14 protein-coding genes are annotated in these 13,930 nt (G+C 65.2%); 6 read left to right on the top strand and 8 right to left on the bottom strand.

All coding sequences use genetic code 11. The features are described from left to right. Positions 1 to 49: 49 nt before the first annotated feature. Positions 50 to 1,267 carry a DUF4382 domain-containing protein gene (locus tag ACI48I_RS09675; protein WP_498574042.1) on the bottom strand — a complete coding sequence of 406 codons (1,218 nt, stop codon included), beginning with the start codon at positions 1,265 to 1,267 and terminating at the stop codon, positions 50 to 52. A 343-nt stretch (positions 1,268 to 1,610) separates the two neighbouring features. Between ACI48I_RS09675 and ACI48I_RS09670 the strand changes: the two genes are divergently transcribed. Continuing rightward, positions 1,611 to 2,138 carry a PEP-CTERM sorting domain-containing protein gene (locus ACI48I_RS09670; RefSeq protein WP_498574041.1) on the top strand — a complete coding sequence of 176 codons (528 nt, stop codon included), beginning with the start codon at positions 1,611 to 1,613 and terminating at the stop codon, positions 2,136 to 2,138. 80 nt (positions 2,139 to 2,218) lie between these two features. On the opposite strand, the gene ACI48I_RS09665 is transcribed toward ACI48I_RS09670, so the two are convergent. Both ACI48I_RS09665 and ACI48I_RS09660 read right to left on the bottom strand, forming a co-directional pair. Next, positions 2,219 to 2,854, bottom strand: a complete 636-nt coding sequence (locus ACI48I_RS09665) for a head GIN domain-containing protein (protein ID WP_498574040.1) — start codon at positions 2,852 to 2,854, stop codon at positions 2,219 to 2,221. Positions 2,855 to 2,988: 134 nt separating this feature from the next. Next, positions 2,989 to 4,077 carry a tartrate dehydrogenase gene (locus tag ACI48I_RS09660; RefSeq protein WP_498574039.1) on the bottom strand — a complete coding sequence of 363 codons (1,089 nt, stop codon included), beginning with the start codon at positions 4,075 to 4,077 and terminating at the stop codon, positions 2,989 to 2,991. Between the two features lie 99 nt (positions 4,078 to 4,176). Here ACI48I_RS09660 and ACI48I_RS09655 point away from each other — a divergent pair, with 99 nt between their 5' ends. Continuing rightward, positions 4,177 to 5,088 (top strand): LysR substrate-binding domain-containing protein, encoded by a 912-nt coding sequence (locus ACI48I_RS09655; protein WP_193687108.1) that lies wholly within the window; start codon positions 4,177 to 4,179, stop codon positions 5,086 to 5,088. Between the two features lie 16 nt (positions 5,089 to 5,104). Here the strand turns inward: ACI48I_RS09655 and ACI48I_RS09650 are convergent, their stop codons facing one another. The 3 genes from ACI48I_RS09650 to ACI48I_RS09640 form a co-directional block, all read right to left on the bottom strand. After that, positions 5,105 to 5,878 carry a phytanoyl-CoA dioxygenase family protein gene (locus tag ACI48I_RS09650; RefSeq protein WP_498574038.1) on the bottom strand — a complete coding sequence of 258 codons (774 nt, stop codon included), beginning with the start codon at positions 5,876 to 5,878 and terminating at the stop codon, positions 5,105 to 5,107. A gap of 455 nt (positions 5,879 to 6,333) precedes the next feature. After that, positions 6,334 to 6,726 carry a VOC family protein gene (locus tag ACI48I_RS09645; RefSeq protein WP_498574037.1) on the bottom strand — a complete coding sequence of 131 codons (393 nt, stop codon included), beginning with the start codon at positions 6,724 to 6,726 and terminating at the stop codon, positions 6,334 to 6,336. Between the two features lie 218 nt (positions 6,727 to 6,944). Further along, positions 6,945 to 7,154, bottom strand: a complete 210-nt coding sequence (locus ACI48I_RS09640; protein WP_192053319.1) for a cold-shock protein — start codon at positions 7,152 to 7,154, stop codon at positions 6,945 to 6,947. Positions 7,155 to 7,469: 315 nt separating this feature from the next. On the opposite strand from ACI48I_RS09640, the gene ACI48I_RS09635 reads away from it, so the two are divergent. After that, a complete protein-coding gene (locus ACI48I_RS09635) occupies positions 7,470 to 8,630 on the top strand; it encodes a sensor histidine kinase (RefSeq protein ID WP_193687111.1) in 1,161 nt (386 codons plus the stop codon). Between the two features lie 58 nt (positions 8,631 to 8,688). Here the strand turns inward: ACI48I_RS09635 and ACI48I_RS09630 are convergent, their stop codons facing one another. Then, entirely contained in the window at positions 8,689 to 9,765 is a 1,077-nt protein-coding gene (locus ACI48I_RS09630; protein ID WP_498574036.1) for an NADH:flavin oxidoreductase, read from the bottom strand. Positions 9,766 to 9,926: 161 nt separating this feature from the next. On the opposite strand from ACI48I_RS09630, the gene ACI48I_RS09625 reads away from it, so the two are divergent. Further along, entirely contained in the window at positions 9,927 to 10,835 is a 909-nt protein-coding gene (locus tag ACI48I_RS09625; protein ID WP_193687113.1) for a LysR family transcriptional regulator, read from the top strand. A gap of 34 nt (positions 10,836 to 10,869) precedes the next feature. Here ACI48I_RS09625 and ACI48I_RS09620 read toward each other — a convergent pair whose 3' ends face one another. Continuing rightward, on the bottom strand, positions 10,870 to 11,478 hold the full coding sequence (locus ACI48I_RS09620; RefSeq protein WP_193687114.1) for a DJ-1/PfpI family protein: 609 nt from the start codon (positions 11,476 to 11,478) through the stop codon (positions 10,870 to 10,872). A 135-nt stretch (positions 11,479 to 11,613) separates the two neighbouring features. Here ACI48I_RS09620 and ACI48I_RS09615 point away from each other — a divergent pair, with 135 nt between their 5' ends. Together ACI48I_RS09615 and ACI48I_RS09610 are read left to right on the top strand one after the other, a co-directional pair. Further along, on the top strand, positions 11,614 to 12,663 hold the full coding sequence (locus tag ACI48I_RS09615; protein WP_498574035.1) for a MerR family transcriptional regulator: 1,050 nt from the start codon (positions 11,614 to 11,616) through the stop codon (positions 12,661 to 12,663). Next, positions 12,656 to 13,930, top strand: coding sequence for an MFS transporter (locus tag ACI48I_RS09610; protein WP_498574034.1), 1,275 nt, complete (start codon positions 12,656 to 12,658; stop codon positions 13,928 to 13,930). Before ACI48I_RS09615 ends, ACI48I_RS09610 begins: the two co-directional genes overlap by 8 nt.

Below are 13,930 nucleotides of genomic sequence, written 5' to 3'. Positions count from 1 at the left end.
ACACGGAGCGCTGCGCCGGACGAATCGCCGGCGCAGCGGAAGGCACCGATTACGGCGTCAGCGTGAAGTTGACGCCGGTCGCGTTGGCGGTGGCGATGTTCACGCCGTCGACCGACTTGGCGGTGTAGCCGGTGGCCGAGGCGTCGACACGGTAGCTGCCGGCGGAGAGGCCCGCCGAAGCGGCGAAGCTCAAGGGCAGCGTGGCGCTGTAGGCCGCGTACTGCGGTGCGACCACCGGCAGGTTGGCGATCGTGTAGGCGCCGGTGGCCAGGTCCGCGCCCTGGTACTTGATGGTGACGGTCGGGCCCGAGGCGAAGGACTGCTTGGCCGCGACATAGGCTGCCTCGGTGCTGCTTGGCGGCGTCATGGTGACCGTGCCGCCGATCGTGCCCACGGTGCTGGCCGGCAGCGCGATCGGCGCGGCCGCGGTGCTGAGCGTGGTGGTGCTGGTGGTCGATGCGACCGGCACCGCGCCGACGACGGCCGCCGCGCTGTTATTGGCGGTGATGACGACGTCGTAGCTGCCTGGGGCCAGGCGCGACAGGAAGAATTCGCCGGTGCTCGCGTTCGGGGTGGTGGCGCTGACGATATTGCCGTTCTGCTGGGCCGAGACGGTGACGCCGTTGGCCAGCAAGGCAGTGTTCACGAAACCGTTGATGCCGTTGATGGCGGCCGGGATCATCTTGATGACCGGCTTCAGGGCATAGTTGGTCTTGCCGCGTGCGACCACCGATTTGCAGGCGTCGAAGTCGATCACGACGTCCGAACGCGCGCCCGCTTCCACGGTGAAGCTGCCGTTCAACTTGATGCCGCTCTGGACGGCGCTCGGGGTCTCGAGCGGCTGTTCGGCCTTGGCGCCGGTTACCAGCACGGTGTTGGCGGTGCCGCTGGTGTTGGCGTCGAGGACGAGGCGGATCTGGTTGTACTGGCCGGCCTCGAGCGAGGTCTGGCCCAGGGTTTCGAGCACGCCGTTGGTGAGATTGAGCAGGTTGACCTTTTTCGGGCTGGCCAGGGTGATGTCGGTCCAGCCGGAATCCGTTTCGCCGGCGGTCGAGCTCTTGTTGACGCGCACCTTGACGACGGTGACGTTGACGGCTTCGAAGCCGCAGGCTGGAGCGTCGGTCATGGCAACCGAGAGGGTGCCCATGGTGGCGACCGGCGCGGCCGCCGGCGCGCTGCCTCCTCCGCCACCGCCGCAGGCGCTCAGGGTGGCCGCGGCGACGATGCTGCCAAGAAGAAGATTGGTACGGAGGGAGGTCGGTTGCATGGAATACCTTTCAAAAAAGAGCTCGCCTGATGGGCGCTGAAAGGACAATAACATTCTATGCGGCAACATCGTGTTACCCAGTTCACATTGAAACGTTTGATTACATCTGAAACAGTTTCACGTTGTCTTTACGCAATTTCCCGATCTTCCACCGATATCGAAGTACGGCTGGGCCCGCGCGCGAGCACAGCTACCCGCGCACTGTCGATGACGGAGTCTTGACCCTTGTCGGGAATATTTACACATGCAAACCTCTGTCACGCCAATACATTGATTTTAAACAATTTAAATTTCTGCATTTTGCTGTGCATGAGTTACAACAAACCACAACTAGGGGTATTACATGAAACGCTTCTCCGCACTTGCAGCAGCAGTTCTTCTTTCCGCCTTCGCACAATCGGCAAATGCGGGCTTGCTGAACGATCAGGTCAAGGTCGATTACCTGTTTCCCAGCATCGATACCCAATACGCTAGTATCGGTAGCGGCACGGTCGATGCCGACGGCCTGGGTGTCACGTTCAATCCGTACTTTGCGATGAACATCACGGATCGCCAGGTGTCGGTCGACTTCACGTACAACGGTTCGGCCAACTGGAGTTCGACTTCCTATAACGGTTTTGCATTGACCAACCTGACCGAGGCGCTGCCGGCGTTCACCGTCAACGCGGCAACCAACATGGGCAACTTCAGCGCGGCGAACGTCTCGGTCGTCGGCAACGTGCTGTACGTGAACTGGCGAGGACTGGCCTTCAATCAGAACACGATGGTCGTGCTCGACCTGAAGGACGGCGAAGTGCCCGAGCCGATGACCCTGGGCCTGCTCGGCCTCGGCCTCGCCGGCCTGGCGGCGACCCGTCGCGCGAAGAAGTAAACAGTACGCAGTCCGCGTCCTGAATGAATAAAAACCCTGCCGCGGCAGGGTTTTCTCATTGCAGCGCTCGCTCGAGTGAGTCAGTCTCCCGCGCTGACCGATCCCAGTCCCTGCACCGACTTGTTGACGGTGCGCGGGCGGCCGTAATAGCTGAGGCTGCCCATGCCCTGCACTTTCACGTCCAGCTTCTCCTTTGCGTACACCTTGACGTCGCCGATGCCCTGGAAGCGGATATCGGTCTCGTTCGCGATCAGGGCTTTGGCGTCGACCTCGCCCACGCCTTCGGCCGTCATTTTGAACGTTTTCACCTGGCCGCTGATGGCCATGCTGCCGGCGCCGCGGTAGCCCACGTCGAGGCGCTCGCCGCGCACGTTATCGAGTTTGATTTCGCCGGCCCCTTCGGCATTGAATGCGCGCAGCTGGGGCATGGCGATGATGATGCGCTGGTCGCCCAGGTGAAGGGGTACTTCCTTGTCGCGCATGCGCAGGCGCAGCTCGCCGTTCACGACTTCGCTCGCCAGACCATTCCGGAACCTGTCGCCGCCACGCACGGTCAGCGACTGCTGCGCCGCACTTGCGTCGACGTAGACGCTGATTGGACCCTGCACGTTGATCGAGGTGAAGGGTGCGGCGGCACGCACCTGGTCGGCGGCCGATGCGGCACCGGCGGCGCAGAGGGCTAGGACGAGTGCAAGGACGGGTGGCAAAGTGCGCATAATGATTTCCTTTTTGTTTGCAGTGAAATCATCGTAAATCGAAGCCTTCCCGCACACGCCCGTTTTGCGACGAACTGCACGATTCGCCGGATGCGCTGCCGTTGCAGGCGGCACCTCCGGCTGCAAGGAGCTGCTTACGCCTGCGTGCGCAGGTACTCGGCGATGGCCTTGCCGACTTCGGTCGTATTCGCCGTGCCGCCCATGTCCGGCGTGCGCGGACCCTGGGTCAGGCAGGTTTCCATCGCCTGCACGATGGCGTCGTGGGCGGCCGTGTAGTTCGCATCGCCCTGCCCCAGGAACTCGAACATCATCGCGCCCGACCAGATCATCGCGATCGGGTTGGCGATGTTCTTGCCGTAGATGTCGGGCGCGGAACCGTGGACCGGCTCGAACAGCGACGGGAAGGTCCGCTCCGGGTTCAGGTTGGCCGAGGGCGCGATGCCGATCGTGCCGGCGCAGGCAGGCCCCAGGTCCGACAGGATGTCGCCGAACAGGTTCGAAGCGACCACCACATCGAAGCGTTCCGGCGACAGCACGAAGCGCGCGGCCAGGATGTCGACGTGGTACTTGTCCCACTTGACGTCGCCGTACTGCTCGCCCATGGCGGCCACGCGCTCGTCCCAGTAGGGCATCGAGATCGCGATGCCGTTCGACTTGGTGGCGGCGGTCAGGTGTTTCTTCGGACGGCGCCGGGCCAGTTCGAAGGCGTACTTCAGGATGCGGTCGGTGCCGTGGCGGGTAAAGACGGCTTCCTGCAGCACCAGTTCGCGCTCGGTCCCTTCGAACATGCGCCCGCCCACCGACGAATACTCGCCTTCGGTGTTTTCGCGCACCACATAGAAATCGATGTCGCCGGGCTTCTTGTTCGCCAGCGGGCACGGCACGCCAGGCATCAGGCGCACCGGGCGCAGGTTCACGTACTGGTCGAATTCGCGGCGGAATTTCAACAGCGAACCCCACAGCGAGATGTGGTCGGGCACGATATCCGGCCAGCCGACGGCGCCGAAATAGATCGCCTCGAAGCCGCTCAGTTGCTCCTTCCAGTCGTCCGGCATCATCTTGCCGTGCTTGGCGTAATAGTCGCAATCGGCCCATTCGAAGGTGGTGAACTCGAGCCCGATGTCGAAACGTCTGGCGGTCGCCTCGAGGGCGCGCAGGCCTTCCGGCATCACTTCCTTGCCGATGCCGTCACCGGCGATCACGGCGATCTTGTGGGTTTTCATGTCTCTCTCCTGGGTCTGGGTGGTAACGAATGGATACCAGCATAACGCATTACAGGGCGTTTATAATCGCCACTGACGTGAATGCAAAGGACACGAATCGTGAACAATCTCCTTCAGAATGACGACCTGCGTGTCTTCGTCACCGTGGTGCGCAAGGGCAGCTTCGCGGCCGCCGCGGAAGAGCTCGGCATGTCGCCGGCCTATGTGAGCAAGCGCATCGGCGTGCTGGAAGGCATCCTGAACGTCCGCCTGTTCCAGCGCACCACGCGCCGCATCGTCATCACGGGCGACGGCGAACAGGTGTACGCGCGCGCGCAAACCATCCTCGAGAACCTCGACGACCTGATCGACGAGGTCTCCGAACGGCGCCGCGCACCCAGCGGCATGCTGCGCATCTGCAGCAGCTTCGGCTTCGGGCGCAAGCTGGTGGCGCCGGCGATCGCGCGGCTGGCCGCGGCCTATCCGGGCCTGCAGATCCGCTTCGAAGTCTTCGACCGCCTGGTCGATACCGTGGCCGAAGGCTTCGATCTCGACGTGCGCGTGGGCGACGAGATCGCCCCGCAACTGATCGCGCGCCGCCTGCGCCCGAACGGCCGCATCCTGTGCGCCTCCCCTGCCTACCTGGCGCGCCACGGCACGCCGAAGAATCTGCAGGACCTCGCCGGCCACCAGTGCCTGCCGATCAAGGAGCGCGACCACCCCTTCGGCGTCTGGCGCCTGCGCGGGAAAAACGGGGAAGAGACGGTCAAAGTGTCGGGCGCGCTGTCGACCAACCACGGCGAGATCGCGCTGCGCTGGGCGCTCGACGGCGCCGGCATCGTGCTGCGTTCGCGCTGGGATGCCCAGCCCTACCTGGACGCCGGCACCCTGGCCGTGGTGCTGCCGGAGTACACGCAGGAGGCGAACGTGTGGGCCGTGTACCCGCAGCGCCTGGCCGGGTCGGCGAAGCTGCGGGTGTGCGTGGAGTTCCTGGACCAGCACCTGGAGATGCCGCGCCACGGAGCCGCCTGAATGGCGGCCGCGGCCGTCATGCCACGCTGCCGAGTTCTGCCTCTTCCAGTTCGCCCGCCGCCACTTCCCTGCCGCCACTGGCCGGCCGGCTGCGCACGATCAGCCGGTTGATATAGGGGTCATGAGGCAGGGTCGCGAGGTATTCGGGCTCGTACTCGTACAGGAAGCAGGGCAGGATCGAATACTGGAAGGACAGCAGCAGGCGCGCGGCGCGGCGCGGCGTCTCGCCCTTGTGCAGTCCCGCCGTATCGACCGCGAACCCGAAGCCCTGCGCGCCGGTTTGCCGCGCGATGCGCGCACCGAAGCGCGCGTGCACCGCGGCATCGTCCAGCACAGGCAAACGTGCTGTTCGCCGGTCCAGGTGCGTGCCCCTCACGTAGACATGCGGGCCGCTCGCATCGTCGACCGGGGTCAGGTAAACCATGATCCGAAAGGCCAGCCAGTCTTCCGAATCGCGATGGAATTTCTGGACGTCCCCGGATGCCGATTCCCCCGGAAAGGACCAGCGCGCACTGAGCCCGGACAGGGTCGGCGTACATCCCAGGTACTGCCTGGCCAGGTCGAGGAGCGCCGGGCTGTTCGACAGGGCGAGCAGATAGGGACAGGTCACCAGGTCAGCCAGGGCGTAATTGGCGAAGGCCACGCCGTCGGGCCTGCCGTCCACGATGAACGGGACCGCACCGCGGGCCGCGACGTACTTGTCCGCCAGGTGCAGGAGCACCTCCCTGCACTGTTCATCCGACAGCACCTGCCCCAGGGGTGCGATGCCGTCGGTCCGCAATGCCGACACGAGCTCGCTGCTCCCACCAGCTCCAGTCCGGAAGCGCCCGGTCCGGCACGCCACCCAGAACCGCAGCAGGGAAATCGACGCTCGGCGAAGCACGGGGTTGGTGATCACGCGCTGCAGATAATACAAAGACAGTCGGGGAACCCTGCGCTTCAGGGGAGAATCCACTCCGATGTATTTCACGCATCCTCCACGCAAGGGATGAACAGCGGTTGAACGAACAGAGCAGCCACCCGGACATCGTGCGCGACCGAAACGGGAGAGCCGGCCCGACCATAGCGTGAAAAATATGCTTAAGCAATAAATGTGAACGGAGGAATTTTTTGGTGTCACCTTGCAAGAAGGTGGCATGTGCCGTCACGCCGCAGCGGCTGGCGGGATCGGCGAAGATGGGGGATACGTGTAATTCCTGGCCCGGCACCGGGAGCTGCCGGGCCAGGAAGCGGGCCGGATGATGCCTACTTCACGCGGTACAGCGCGCAGAGTTTGTTGCCGTCCGGGTCGCGCACATAGGCCAGGTGCAGCGCGCCCATGGCGCCTTCGCGCAGGCCGGGCGCGTCCTCGATCGAGGTGCCGCCATGCGCCAGCGCGACGTCGTGGAATTGCTGCACCTGCTCGGGCGAGCTGCACTTGAAACCGATCGTGCCGCCGTTCGCGCAGGTCGCCGCTTCGCCGTTGATCGGTTCGGTGATGCCGAAGCTGCTGCCCTCGTGGCGATAGAACAGCCGGGTGTGGCCGGAAGGTCCCTGGTTGCGGAACGGTTCGCCTGCCCCGAGTGTGCCGAGTACGGCGTCGTAAAAGCGCTTCGAGCGTTCGATGTCGTTCGAACCGATCATGACGTGACTGAACATGCTGTCTCCTTGTCTGGCTTCGATTACATATCGAAGGTGGTGTTATTGGATGAATCCGGAATCGGACGAGTGCCAGCTTAAATTAAAACCGTCTTTCCTGGCAAACTCCATCCGCAAATGCAAAAAACCCGCCAATGGGCGGGTTTTTATATTGCCGAATAAGCGCGGCAGCGCCCATGCTATCTGCGTGGTGCGCGCCGGTTATCCGCATCGGCGAATTAAATCGCGCAGATGCTTCCGGCTTTTTCGCCTTTAGGACCGGTCGAGCGCACGAACGAAACGCGCTGGTTTTCGGCCAGGCTCTTGAAGCCTTCCGACTGGATATCCTGGAAATGGGCGAACAAGTCGCCGCCGCCTGCATCAGGCGTGATGAAGCCGAAGCCTTTTGCATCGTTGAACCATTTGACGGTGCCGGTTTGAGTAGTCATTTTACATTCCTTGTTTTGCATGGGGCGAAGATGCCCGAAATGCACTTACGACCAAGAGGGGGAGTAACGGAGGAAATCAAACAGGACTGCCGAAAAGGCAAGGCGGGAAAGAAAGACCAACAATAACAACGACTTGATGTAGTGCGAGATGGAAGATACAGGTATTTTCCGGATTTGCCTAATCATTTCGGATTTAATTTCGGCCCTGTGCATTTTCCCTTCATTTATTAGGAACGAAGAAATGACTGTTAAGATCCGCAAACCCGTTCGAGGCGAATCGCGCTGAATCGGGAGCAATCAGGATTCAAATAAACAATGACCCAACACCGACTCGGCAATTTCATCCACGACAAGATGGAATCCATCTTGCAGGCATGGGAGGATTTTGCGCGCACCATCGAGCCGCCCGCGTTGACCATGGACGACACCGAATTGCGCGACCACGCCCGCCAGATGCTGACCGCCTTCGCGTCCGACCTGGCAACGGCGCAATCCGAGCGCGAGCGCTCCGCCAAGTCGAAGGGGCTGGGAAAGCGCGGGCCGGACGATACGGCCGCGGAAATCCATGCCGAAGCGCGGCTGCTGTCGGGCTACACGGTGGTCCAGCTAGTGTCGGAATACCGCGCCCTGCGCTCGAGCGTGCTCACCCTCTGGGCGGCCGATGTCGGGGACGCCGGCACGCCCAACATGGGCGACGTGACACGCTTCAACGAGGCGGTCGACCAGGCACTGGCCGAGTCGGTGGCGCGCTATGAGTTCATGGTCAAGCAATCGCAGAACATGTTCCTGGCCATCCTCGGCCACGACCTGCGCAACCCGCTCGGGACCGTGGTCACCGGCTCGAACTTCCTGATGCAGGCGGTCGACATCCCGCCGAGGTACGTGCTGGTGGCCACCAGGATGTTCAACAGCGCCAAGCGCATGAGCAAATTGATCAACGACCTGATCGACTTCACGCGCACCCATCTCGGGCCCGGCATCCCGATCCAGGTCAAGCTGGGCAACCTGGTGGGGGTGTGCGAAGAAGTGGTCGACGAAATGCGGACCTATCACCCGGAGCGCCTGATCGAGCTGCACGTGCCGGCCAAGATCGAGGCGATTTTCGACGAGAGCCGCCTGGCCCAGGTGCTGTCGAACCTGATCGGCAATGCGATCCAGTACGGCACCCCCGACGAACCCGTGTCGGTGCGCCTGGCAGGCGACGGCGACGATGTCGTGGTGACGATTAACAACCGCGGCGCACCCATCGCGGTGGATCACATCCGCACCATTTTCGATCCGATGGTGCGGATCGCCGCCAACGCCGGCATCGCCGACAGCGGCTACATGGAACGCACGAGCCTGGGCATCGGCCTGTATATTTCGCGTCAAATCGTCCATTCGCATGGAGGCACGGTCGGCGTCGAATCGAATGCGGCCGACGGCACGACCTTCACCATGACCATGCCGCGCCTGCCGGCGGGATTCCGCTCATAGCGTGAACGGATCCGAAGCCGGCAGAGCGCTCCCGGCCTGCGCACTCCAGGCTTGACGGTCAGGCCGCGGCCTGGAACGCCAGTTCGCTGTTCTTGATATTGGCAATCGGCCCGAGGATGGCGCCGTCGAATTCACGCGGCGCGATGCCCTTCTCGAACAGCTTCGGCATGTCCGGGTTGGCCAGCGCCCCGCGGCCAAGCGCAACGATGTCCGCGCCCAGCTCCAGCGCTTCGGCGGCCCGCTCGATGGCGTGCAGTGAACCGTTGGCGATGATCGTCACGCCTGGCGCATGGCGCCGCGCCAGCGCGATGAGGGTATCGCTGCCGCCCTCGAAAGCCGGTTGCCAGGCTTCGAACTCGGTGACGTGGATGAAGTCGGCCCCGGCTTGCGCCAGCGCGCCGAAAATCGCTGCCGCGTCCCGCTCTCCGCCCGGCCACTTGGCCTTGAAGTCGTTGACCTTGCCTTGCGAGATGCGGATCCCCACCGGCACCTGGTCGCCGAGTGCCGCCTTGACGGCGCGCAGCACCTCCACCAGCAGCCGCACCCGTCCCTGTATGTCGCCACCCCAGCCGTCGTCGCGCAGGTTGGTGTGGGCGGTCAGGAACTGGTCCAGCAGGTAGCCGTTGGCGCCGTGGATTTCGACGCCGTCGAAGCCGCCCACGCGCACCGCCCGCAGGGCCGACTGGACAAAGCCGTCGATCGCCTCGGCGATGTCCTGTTCGCTCATCTGCACGGGCGTCGGGTAGCGGCCTTCGCCATAATAAAAGCCCATCTGTTCACCGGCCGGCTGGACCGCGGATGGCCCGGCGGTATGCGAACGGAAGGGATTGTCCTGGCTGAGCGCCCCCGCATGCATCAGCTGCGCGAACGCCAGCGCGCCGCCGCCGTGGACCGCGGCGGTAATGTCGGCCCAGGCACGCGCCTGCTCGTCGTCGGCGATGCCGGGCTGGTAGCGGTAGCCTTGCGCATAGGCCTTGTCGGTGTACAGGCCTTCGGTAATCACCAGGCCGAAGCCGCCGCGGGCGAAGCGGGTGTAATAGTCGCGCATGGCGGCGGTCGGCACGCCTGCGGCCGTGGCGGTCACGCGCGTCATTGGCGCCACCGCCAGACGGTTACGGAAATGGAGGCCCTTCATATCGTGTCCGGATAAAATCGGGGATTGGAAATCGGTCATGCGGTATGCTCCCTCATCTGGCTTGCCCTGCGGATGCAGTGCTTCGGATACCATCCTAGAGGACCGGGCGCGACAAAAACAGCCGCGCTCGTGTGAAACCGCCTTATCAAAATGGGTTATAAATGCAGATCGCTGACGTACGCATTTTCCTGGCAGTGGCGGCCGCCGGCAGTCTGTCCGCCGCCGCGCGGCAGCTCAATATCGGACCGATGCAGGTATCGCGCCGCATCGCCGTCCTCGAGCAGGAACTTGGCGTACGCCTGTTTCACCGCACCACCCGCTCGGTGGCGCTGACGGCTGAAGGAGAGGCGTTTTCTCCTTATGCAAACACGATCGTCGAAGCCGAGGAAAGCGCGCGCGGCGAACTGCATCCGGCGCCGGCCACCGCGTCCGGCACCCTCAAGCTCACCGCCCCCAGCGTCTTCGGCCAGACCATCATCCTGCCTTTCCTGACGACGCTGCTGGAACAGCACCCCGACCTGTGCATCGACCTCGACCTGTCGGACCGGGTACTGGACATCGTGGGACAGGGCCTGGACCTGGCGCTGCGCATCGCGACGCTGGAAGACTCGGAACTCGTCGCCAGGCGGATCGCGGGCAATCCCCGCATCATCTGCGCCGCCCCGCACTACCTCGCGCGCCATGGCATGCCGGCCCGGTTGGCGGACCTGGATGAGCACCAATGCATCGTGCTCCACAGCGTGCCGCGCTGGCCGGTACTGGTGCATGGCGAACTGCAGCGCAGGCGCGTCAATGCGCGCTTCACGACGAGCAGCGTCGATGCGGTGCGCACCGCCACCTTGCAGGGGCTGGGCCTGGCCATGCTCACCTACTGGGACGTGCACGAGCAATTGCGCGACGGCGCGCTGGTGGCCGTCGTGCTGGAAGACGCGGCGATGGAAGACCTGTCGGTGTGGGCGCTGACCCCGACGCGGCGCTACGCGCCGGCCCGGGTCAAGATCTTCCTTGACGCGCTGGAACAGGAGCTCGCGCGCCGGCAGCAGGGCCAGGGCATGGCGCCGGCGGCCTGAGCGTCCGGCCGACCCGATCAGGCCTGTGCTTGCGTCATCCCGCCGGGGTCAGGCAGGGGACGACATGGTGGAGCATGCGCTCGATGTACTCCTCTTTTTCTCCCACCGGCGCCACGTAATGCATCGCATCGTGCGCCGCATCGACTCCTTCCAGGCGGGCGATGACCCAGGCGGCGAGATACTGCGAGGCCAGGCAGCCGCCCGCCGTCGCGATATTCCCCCTGGCGAAAAATGGCTGGTGCAGGACCTCGACGCCGGCCTCCTGCACCCATGGCCGGGTCAGCAGGTCGGTACAGGCGGGAACGCGATCGAGCAATCCGAGCCTGGCCAGGACCAGGGTGCCCGAGCATTGGGCGCCCAGTAACTGCCGGCCGGGATCGAGCCTCAGTTGGTCCATCAGCGCCGCATTCGCCACCACTTCCCTCGTTTGCGCGCCGCTTCCGATCAGTACCGCATCGGCCTGGGCCGCCTCGGAGAGGGAGGCCTGGGCTTCGAGTACGACTCCGTTCATCGAGGTGACGCGCGGCGTCGGGCAGGCGATGGAAACGCGCCATCCCGGCTTCTTGACGCGGTTCAGGATGCCGAAGGCTATCAGCGAGTCGAGTTCATTGAAGCCGTCGAAAGTCAGGATGGCGATATGCATGGCGACGGGTGCTCCATTCGTTGGGATACCGGCCATGGTACGTCACCCGGCCTTGCCTCATCGGCAAAAATGCTTGACCCTCACGCGGCGTCAGGCTTTATTGTTGTGCGAACTTGACAATATGCGGAGAACGCGATGCTGCTGAAGATCGGCCAACTGGCACGGCAAACCGGCCTGACCGTGCGCACCCTGCACCACTACGACGCCATCGGGCTGCTGCGCCCGAGCGGACGGGCAGACAACGGCTACCGGATGTACAACGAACGCGACGTCGCGCGCCTGCACCAGGTGCAAGCCTTGCGCCGCCTCGGCCTGGGTCTCGAGGAAGCCGGCGCCCTGCTGGCCGGTGAACACGCCGACATCGGCGCCGTCGTCGCCCGGCAGGTCGCGCAGCTGAACAGCCAGATCGGGCAGGCCACGCTGCTGCGCGACCGCCTGCTGCGCCTGCAGGAAGGCTTTGCCAGCGCCAGCGAGCCGGACCTGCAGGAATGGCTCACGACCCTGGAATTGATGGCGGTCTTCGACAAGCACCTGACGCCGGAAGAAACGGCGCGCTGGCGCGTCCATGCCCAGGAAAACCGGGGTGCCGAAGCGGCGTCCTGGAAGGCGCTGACCGCGGAGATCGGGGCCATCATGCGCGCCGGCGTGCCGCCCTCCGCGCCGGCAGCCCAGGACGGTGCGCGCCGCTGGATGGCATTGGTCGACCCGCACCTCAAGCGCAGTCTGCCGCTGATGCTCAAGATGGACGCCCTGTACCGCGACGAACCGCAGCTGCAGGCCGCCGTCGGATTCGACCCTGCGCTGCTCGACTATGTCGGCCAGGCCGCCAACCACTACCGTCTCGGCCTGTACGCGCGCCACCTGGAACCGGCGCAGCTGGAGGCGATCCGCGAGCGCTACCTGCGCCACCCGAACGGCGCCTGGGTGGCGCTCTCGCGCGACCTGTCGGCGTTGATGGAACGCGGCGTCCCGCCCGGCGATCCGGACGTGCTGGCGCTCTGCGTACGCTGGCGCGGCCTGTTCGAGGAGTGCTGGGGCAGCGACCCGGACATCCGGAAGCGCATCCTGCACGCCCAGGCCATTGACCCGCTGCTGGCCCTGGGCAGCATCTGGGACACGCCGCTGCGGGCCTATCTGGAAGCCGGCATCGAACGGCTCGACGCGCAGGAGGCCAGCCATGCGTAAGCCCGATCCGAACCGCGGCGCCCTGTGGCGCAACACGAATTTCCGCTGGCTGTGCGGGGGCGGCGCCATCTCCCTGCTGGGCGACCAGTTCACCCTGATCGCCCTGCCCTGGCTGGTCCTGAAGCTGAGCGGCGATCCGCTGGCGCTGGGCGGCGTGCTGGCGGCGATGGGCGCGCCGCGCGCGCTCTTCATGCTGGTCGGCGGCGCCCTCGTCGACCGCAGCTCGCCGCGCCGCATCCTGCTGGCCACCAAGTGCGCCAGCGCGCTGCTGGTCGGCCTGCTCGGCGCGCTGGTGCTGATGGGCCGGATCGACATGGCGCTGGTGTATGTGCTGGCGGCGGCGATCGGCCTGTGCACGGCCTTCGCCTATCCGGCCGGCAGCGCCCTGCTTCCCGGCGTGCTCGAACCGGCCCTGCTGGCGCCGGCCAACGGCGTGCTGATGGGCATGCGCCAGGTGTCGATGCTGGCCGGCCCGCTGCTCGCTGGGCTGCTGATCGTGGCTGGAGGCGATGCGGGCGGCGCTGCCGGCGGCGGCCTGGCCGATGCCCGCGGTCTCGGGATTGCCCTGCTGCTGGACGCGCTCAGCTACCTGGTCTCGGCGCTCACGCTGGCGCAGGTGCGTCCGCTCGCGCAAGCCGCGGCGCCGGCAAACAGGCCGCCGCTGCTGGCGAGCCTGGCGGCCGGGCTGCGCTACTGCCGGGACGACACGGTCCTGCGCGCCTGTTTTATTTACTGGGGCGCGATGGCCTTGTTCGTGTCCGGTCCCCTGCAGGTAGCGCTGCCGCTGCTGGCCGCGCGTCTTGGCGGCGCCGGTGCCTACGGCAGCCTGATGGCCGCACACGGCGGCGGCATGCTGGCGGGGATGATATTCGCGGGCGTCCGTCCGGGCCTGCGCATCGCCAATTTCGGCACCACGCTGCTGGTAGCCGACGGCGCCGTCGGCCTGCTCTTCATCGCCATGGCCGGCGTGGCCGGCATGTGGCAGGGTATCGGCTTGCTGCTGGCACTGGGCCTGGTGTCCGGCTACCTGCAGGTGGCGCTGATCTCATGGCTGCAGCGCCGCATCCGTGCCGACATGCTCGGGCGCGGCATGGCGCTGCTGATGTTCCTGTTCATGGGCCTGGCGCCGGTCTCCGCAGCCCTGAGCGGCTGGCTAACAGGCGCCGTCGGCCTCGATGCCATCTTTGCCGGGGCCGGCGTGGCGATGCTGGCGCTGGTGACGGTCGGCTTCGTCGGGACACCGATCCGGCATCTGAGCGAAGCCTGA

This window comes from Massilia sp. LXY-5 (assembly GCF_059801075.1).
The sequence above is the reverse complement of the archived record's forward strand: the minus strand, read 5'-3'. Positions and strand labels throughout refer to the sequence as shown.

What these genes read in the sequence shown, in the direction of transcription:
- ACI48I_RS09645 (WP_498574037.1), bottom strand. Translation starts at nt 6,726, where the DNA reads ATGTTCAGTCACGTCATGATCGGTTCGAACGACATCGAACGCTCGAAG.
- ACI48I_RS09670 (WP_498574041.1), top strand. Translation starts at nt 1,611, where the DNA reads ATGAAACGCTTCTCCGCACTTGCAGCAGCAGTTCTTCTTTCCGCCTTC.
- ACI48I_RS09675 (WP_498574042.1), bottom strand. Translation starts at nt 1,267, where the DNA reads ATGCAACCGACCTCCCTCCGTACCAATCTTCTTCTTGGCAGCATCGTC.
- ACI48I_RS09615 (WP_498574035.1), top strand. Translation starts at nt 11,614, where the DNA reads ATGCTGCTGAAGATCGGCCAACTGGCACGGCAAACCGGCCTGACCGTG.
- ACI48I_RS09620 (WP_193687114.1), bottom strand. Translation starts at nt 11,478, where the DNA reads ATGCATATCGCCATCCTGACTTTCGACGGCTTCAATGAACTCGACTCG.
- ACI48I_RS09610 (WP_498574034.1), top strand. Translation starts at nt 12,656, where the DNA reads ATGCGTAAGCCCGATCCGAACCGCGGCGCCCTGTGGCGCAACACGAAT.
- ACI48I_RS09630 (WP_498574036.1), bottom strand. Translation starts at nt 9,765, where the DNA reads ATGAAGGGCCTCCATTTCCGTAACCGTCTGGCGGTGGCGCCAATGACG.
- ACI48I_RS09625 (WP_193687113.1), top strand. Translation starts at nt 9,927, where the DNA reads ATGCAGATCGCTGACGTACGCATTTTCCTGGCAGTGGCGGCCGCCGGC.
- ACI48I_RS09640 (WP_192053319.1), bottom strand. Translation starts at nt 7,154, where the DNA reads ATGACTACTCAAACCGGCACCGTCAAATGGTTCAACGATGCAAAAGGC.
- ACI48I_RS09635 (WP_193687111.1), top strand. Translation starts at nt 7,470, where the DNA reads ATGACCCAACACCGACTCGGCAATTTCATCCACGACAAGATGGAATCC.
- ACI48I_RS09660 (WP_498574039.1), bottom strand. Translation starts at nt 4,077, where the DNA reads ATGAAAACCCACAAGATCGCCGTGATCGCCGGTGACGGCATCGGCAAG.
- ACI48I_RS09665 (WP_498574040.1), bottom strand. Translation starts at nt 2,854, where the DNA reads ATGCGCACTTTGCCACCCGTCCTTGCACTCGTCCTAGCCCTCTGCGCC.